4 protein-coding genes are annotated in these 5,735 nt (G+C 31.3%); 3 read left to right on the plus strand and 1 reads right to left on the minus strand.

Features of this window, described 5'->3' with window-relative positions; all coding sequences use genetic code 11:
- Positions 1 to 399: 399 nt before the first annotated feature.
- Positions 400 to 1,146, minus strand: coding sequence for a DUF3108 domain-containing protein (locus AC30RD_RS05540; protein WP_489493335.1), 747 nt, complete (start codon positions 1,144 to 1,146; stop codon positions 400 to 402).
- Positions 1,147 to 1,224: 78 nt separating this feature from the next.
- On the opposite strand from AC30RD_RS05540, the gene AC30RD_RS05545 reads away from it, so the two are divergent.
- From AC30RD_RS05545 to trpS, 3 genes are all read left to right on the plus strand, one after another.
- The gene (locus tag AC30RD_RS05545; protein WP_489493336.1) at positions 1,225 to 3,207 is read left to right on the plus strand and encodes a mechanosensitive ion channel family protein; all 1,983 of its coding nucleotides are present in this window, start codon (positions 1,225 to 1,227) and stop codon (positions 3,205 to 3,207) included.
- Positions 3,204 to 4,565: a ribosome biogenesis GTPase Der gene (der, locus tag AC30RD_RS05550; protein ID WP_489493338.1), complete on the plus strand. Its 1,362-nt coding sequence runs from the start codon at positions 3,204 to 3,206 to the stop codon at positions 4,563 to 4,565. Before AC30RD_RS05545 ends, der begins: the two co-directional genes overlap by 4 nt.
- A gap of 76 nt (positions 4,566 to 4,641) precedes the next feature.
- Entirely contained in the window at positions 4,642 to 5,625 is a 984-nt protein-coding gene (gene trpS / locus AC30RD_RS05555) for a tryptophan--tRNA ligase (RefSeq protein WP_489493339.1), read from the plus strand.
- The last annotated feature ends 110 nt before the right edge of the window (positions 5,626 to 5,735 follow it).

A 5,735-nucleotide genomic window follows, 5' to 3' on the forward strand; every position in this document is an offset into this window, starting at 1 on the left:
AGCATATACCATATACCAATCTCAACTTTTTTTAACAATCCACTCCTTTCAACTACTTAACTACTTAACTACTCAACTATTTTAACTATTTTAACCAAATTAGACATTAGACATTAGACATTGGACATTGGACATTAGACATTGGACATTGGGAATTGGGAATTAGGCATTGGGAATTAGGTATTAGGAATTAAATCCTCTCTTACCACCTTACCACCTAACTCCCTTCTCCCTTCAACCTTCTTCCTTCAACCTTCAACCTAATCACTTAACCATTTAACTATTTTACCCAATACTAAGCCTTACGGCTTTTCCCTCGCTCATTTTCTCACTCTCTCACTTTTTCACTTTCTCACTACTAAACCACTCAACTATTCTAACTTTTTAAACCAAAATCAACTAATCCCCAATTTCAAGCTTCTCCAATATCCCAGTAATATCCCCAAACAAAATCACATCTTTTAAAAGGGCCTTTTTTGCGATACCTTTATCATTTAAAACTATATACAATTTCCCTTTTTTTGAGGCAAAAATCTTTTGATAAATCGTTACTATTAAAAAAAGTCCATCCTCTTCACCGAGTAATTTTTTTATTTTTTTTAGATTTTCGCCCTTTGGTATCTCCACATCTACTTTACCATCTTTTCTATTTCCGCCTACCGCAAAAAAACTTTTTTTCCCTTTTTCATCTTTTAAATTTACATATTTTTTTAGATTAAAATATAGTGATAAAATATCATCTTTTGCGTAATAGTTTAAAATCTCATCTTTTTTGGTATCTAACTTTTTATCTCTGTATCTTTCTATATGTACATATATTTTTTTCTTATCATGATCAAATCTATATATTTTTATATCTTTTTTCTTTGAATTTTCTCTAATTTTTTTATAAATTTTTGGTATAAGTATCCCGTTTTTGACGACCCCTTCACTAATATATCTCTCTTTTCTTCCGTTGCTTAGGATTTTAGCCAAGCCCGTAGCTTTTGCCGTTACTTCTATTTTATAACTATTACTATTTTTTACAAATTTTGCCTTTGAATATCCAACTTCTCCCAAAAATCCGTAGGTAACTTTATATTTAGCCTCTATCGATTGGGCAAAAAGGGAAGTTAAAAAAGTTAAAAAAAATAAAAAAAATCTCATAATTCTCCTTTATTTAAACCTATTTTGGATAAAATTGTTAGAAATTATAGCAATAAATCGTAAATAAAAGGTGGAAAATTGAGATTTATTTTTACTTTTTTAATATTTTTTTCCCTAGTTTTTGGCGCGGATATAAATGATACGTTACTGAAGGAACAAAACCTCACCATTTACAAAAATCTATTAAAACAGATTGAAAACTCAAAATCGCAAGAGTCCCCTTTGCAAAAGACGCTTGTTTTAAAGATATTAAATATCCAAAAAGAGGGAATTAAAAGCTTAGATCTTAAAAATATCAAAATCTCCTCTCAAAAAAATTTTTTGGAAACATTTTTAAATATCGTAAATACTTACGCTAAAGCCCAAAAATACAAATTATCTCTTGAAGCTATGAAAGAGCAGCTAAAAGACATAAAAGAGGATATTTCGGCTTTAGATCAAAACGCCACAAATCTTTTAACATTGCAACTTGAGTATGCTTATTATTATAAAAAATATAACAAACTAAAAAACGATATACAAAAAGTGGAAGAAAATTTTAAAAAATGGCTTGATTTTATCTATCCTTCTATATCAAAAATCAAATTTGAGATAAAAAATATAAAAAAAGAGGACAAAAAACTTGATAAAAAAATTGAAGATATCAATAAAAAGATAAAAAAACTTCTTATAGAAAAAGAGAGATGGCAAATTCTTCAAAAAGAGATATATGTAAAAAATATAGAAAAAGAGATAAAAAGATTAAAAAATTTAAAAGATAAATATTTAATGCAAAAGATAAAAAACAGGTTATATCTCTTTTTTAAATATCTAAAGAAAAAAGATGAAAAAATCTTTGATTTAACAAAAGAGATAGAAAATATCGCCTCAAAATTTTCCGAAGATAAAAAACATATAAAAGATTCTCTAAAAATCGCTCTCAGCTTTTATATAGAAAAAGAGTTTGGAAAAACAAGGGCCTTTTTTTACAAACTTAAAGAACAAACATTCTCTTTTTTATCCACAAATACCTTTTTAAACATACCTTTATACAAATTTGCCGGGGCGTTGGGGATATTTTTGTTATTTTTGTTTTTTAGGAAAATTTTCACTTTGATAATTTTAAAAATGTTAAAACAGCTAGCTTCAAAAACAAAAACTGAAATTGATGATAATATCTTAGCCATCGTATCAAATCCCTTGAAGTTTTCTTTTATAATATTAGGGTTTTATCTTGCGGTTTTATTTGTCGGGATGGAAAACGAAACCATCGATAAAATAGTAAGATCAATGATAATTTTAGTGATATTTTGGCTATTTTATGATGCGGTTGCTGTGCTTGAGGGAGCTATATTTAACTTTGCGAAAAAATTTGGAAAAGAGCTTTATAGAGAAATAGGCAACTTTTTTATCAAAACGTTAAAAATATTTATTTTTGCCGTTGGGCTTGTTGCCATTTTACAAGAGTGGAATATAAACGTAAGCGCTTTTATAGCCTCTTTGGGCCTTGGTGGTCTTGCTTTTGCGTTAGCGGCAAAAGATACCGCGGCAAACCTTTTTGGGGGACTTACTATATTGGCGGATAAATCTTTAAAAATAGATGACTGGATAAAAGTAGGAGATGTTGAAGGAACGGTAGAAGACATCGGACTTAGAACCATAAAAGTTAGGACTTTTGAAAAATCTCTCGTTACCGTTCCCAATCAAATAGTAGCAAACAATCCTATAGAAAACTTTTCAAGGCGCAAAATCAGACGAATAAAAATGAGAATAGGTTTAACCTACTCCACTACAAAAAAACAGATGGATGATATATTAAAAAATATAAAAAATATGTTAAAATCCCATCCCGGCATCGATAAAAACGCAACGATGATAGTAAATTTTGATCAATTTGAAGATAGTAGTTTAAGCATATTTATTTACTGTTTTACAAATACGGCAAATTGGCAAAAATATCTGGATATAAAAGAGGATATAAATCTTAAAATTATGGATATAGTTGAAAAAGCCGGGGCGGAATTTGCGTTTCCAAGCCAATCCATATACGTTGAAAAACTCCCGCAAACAGGAAAGAGATGAAAAAAATAGTCATACTTGGCAAACCAAATGTTGGTAAAAGTTCTTTATTTAATAGACTTTTAAAACAAAGAGTCGCAATAACCAGCGAAGTGGCCGGAACTACAAGAGACATCAAAAAAAAGATTGTAAAGATAGGGGAAAAAGAGGCCATACTAATAGACACTGGTGGACTTGAAGATAGGGACGAACTTTTTAATAAAGTAAAAGAAAAAGCCTTAAAAGCCGCCAAAGAGGCCGATATCATTCTTTATATGGTAGATGGACAAAAACTTCCCGATGAGGAAGATAGAAGACTTTTTTTAGAACTTCAAAAAACCAATAAAGATATAGCCCTTGTGATAAATAAAATAGACAACGACAGACTTGAAGAAAATGTTTGGGAATTTTACTCTTTTGGAACAAAAAATATCTTTCCAATATCGGTTTCTCACAACAGAAAGGTTACAAAGCTTCTTGAATGGATAGAATCAAAACTTCCTAAAAAGGATTTTTTGGTAATCAAAGAGGATGAAGAGTTAGACTTTGACTCCTTTTTGGAAGAGATGGAAAAAAAAGAAGAGGACTCAAATGAGATAAACGTAGCAATAATTGGAAGGGTAAATGTAGGAAAAAGCTCTCTTTTAAACGCGCTATTAAAAGAAGAAAGATCTATCGTTAGCGATATTGCAGGAACAACTATAGACGTAGTTGACGAAACCTTTTTATACAAAGATAAAGTGATAACATTTATAGATACTGCGGGAATTAGAAGAAGAGGAAAAATAGTAGGAATCGAAAAATATGCCCTAAATAGAACGGAAATCATGCTTCAAAGAGCGGATATCGCACTTGTGGTGCTTGACGCTAGCGAAGGATTTGCCGAACAAGACGAAAAGATCGCCGGACTTGTTGATAAATATAAATTGGGATGTATAATAGTTTTGAATAAATGGGACAATGCAAAATATAGCTATGAAGAGGCTATTAAAGAGGTTAGGAATAGATTTAGATTTTTAAGTTTTGCTCCGATTATCACCGTTTCTGCTAAAACGAAAAAAAGAGTTGACAAAATTTACGATCTTATTTTAAAAGTTTATAAAAATTACAGCCAGTGGCTGCCAACCTCTAAATTAAACAAAGTAATAAAAGAAGCAACCCAGCGCCACGCGCTGCCGGCATATTATACAAAACCGGTAAACATACTTTACGCAACCCAATATGACACAAAGCCCCCAAAAATAGCACTAATTATGAATAGACCCGAAGGTCTTCATTTTAGTTATAAAAGATATCTAATAAATAAGCTTAGAGAAAATTTTGATTTGGAGGGAACTCCGATAATTTTAAGCCCAAGAAAAAGAGGTGAAAGAGAGGAATAAAGCAAAGAGTTGATTTGGTTAAGATAACTAAATAATTCAAAAATAAAAACGATTTTAAATATAAAAAAGGAGATAAATGCGAATAGTAAGCGGTATGAGACCAACGGGAAAATTACATCTTGGACACTATTTGGGAGTTCTTAAAAACTGGATCGAACTTCAAGAAGAAAATGAATGTTTTTTCTTTGTCGCAGACTGGCACGCACTATCGACAAGCTATGAAGATAAGCTAAATCTAAAAAATTTAAGTTTTGAACTTGTCAAAGATTGGCTCTCAGTTGGGATTGATCCGGATAAAAGCACTATCTTTATCCAAAGCGCCATAAAAGAGCACGCCGAGCTTTATGTTATTTTAAATATGATCACCCCTCTTGGATGGCTTGAGAGAAACCCTACATACAAAGATCAGCTAAATCAACTAAAAAAAGATATACAAACGGGCGGATTTTTAACATATCCTGTTTTGCAAACCGCAGATATTATTCTTTATGATGCTCAAAAAGTACCTATTGGAGAAGATCAAAAACCCCATCTTGAAATCGCAAGGGAAATCGTTAGAAGATTTCATCATCTTTTTAACTGTCAAATTTTTGTAGAGCCTTTTGAACTTTTAAGTCAAACCCCAAAACTCTTAGGACTTGATGGCAGAAAAATGAGTAAAAGTTATAACAACGCAATATATTTAACGGACTCAAAAGATGAGGTTTGGCAAAAATTAAGAGTAGCAAAAACCGATCCCCAAAGGGTAAAAAGAACAGATCCCGGCAATCCGGAAGTTTGTTTGATATACGATTATCATAAAGCATTTAGCGATAAAGAAACCATAAAAAAAGTCGAAGAAGGGTGCAAAAACGCGACAATTGGCTGTGTTGAGTGCAAAAAATGGTGTGCGCAGTCTATTGAGAGAGTGCTTGAGCCAATAAGAGAAAGAAGAGAAAAATTAACAGCCAACTATTTAGAAAAAGTAATAAAAGAGGGCAATAAAAAAGCAAAAGAGATCGCAAGTAAAAAGATGGAAAAAGTTAACAGCGCTGTTTTTGAGATAAAGTGTGATATTTGACATTAAACTAACGTAATGACTTAAAACTTAGCGCTTGATGCTATACACATTATGTATCTTATATTGAACCCTCTGAAAAATTACAAATTGAGCGAAAGCTTTGCGATTTT

It is taken from the genome of Nitrosophilus sp. (genome assembly GCF_982775275.1).

Bases quoted from the DNA above. Each gene is read 5' to 3' on its own strand.
- AC30RD_RS05540 (WP_489493335.1), bottom strand. From the start codon at position 1,146: ATGAGATTTTTTTTATTTTTTTTAACTTTTTTAACTTCCCTTTTTGCC.
- der (WP_489493338.1), top strand. From the start codon at position 3,204: ATGAAAAAAATAGTCATACTTGGCAAACCAAATGTTGGTAAAAGTTCT.
- trpS (WP_489493339.1), top strand. From the start codon at position 4,642: ATGCGAATAGTAAGCGGTATGAGACCAACGGGAAAATTACATCTTGGA.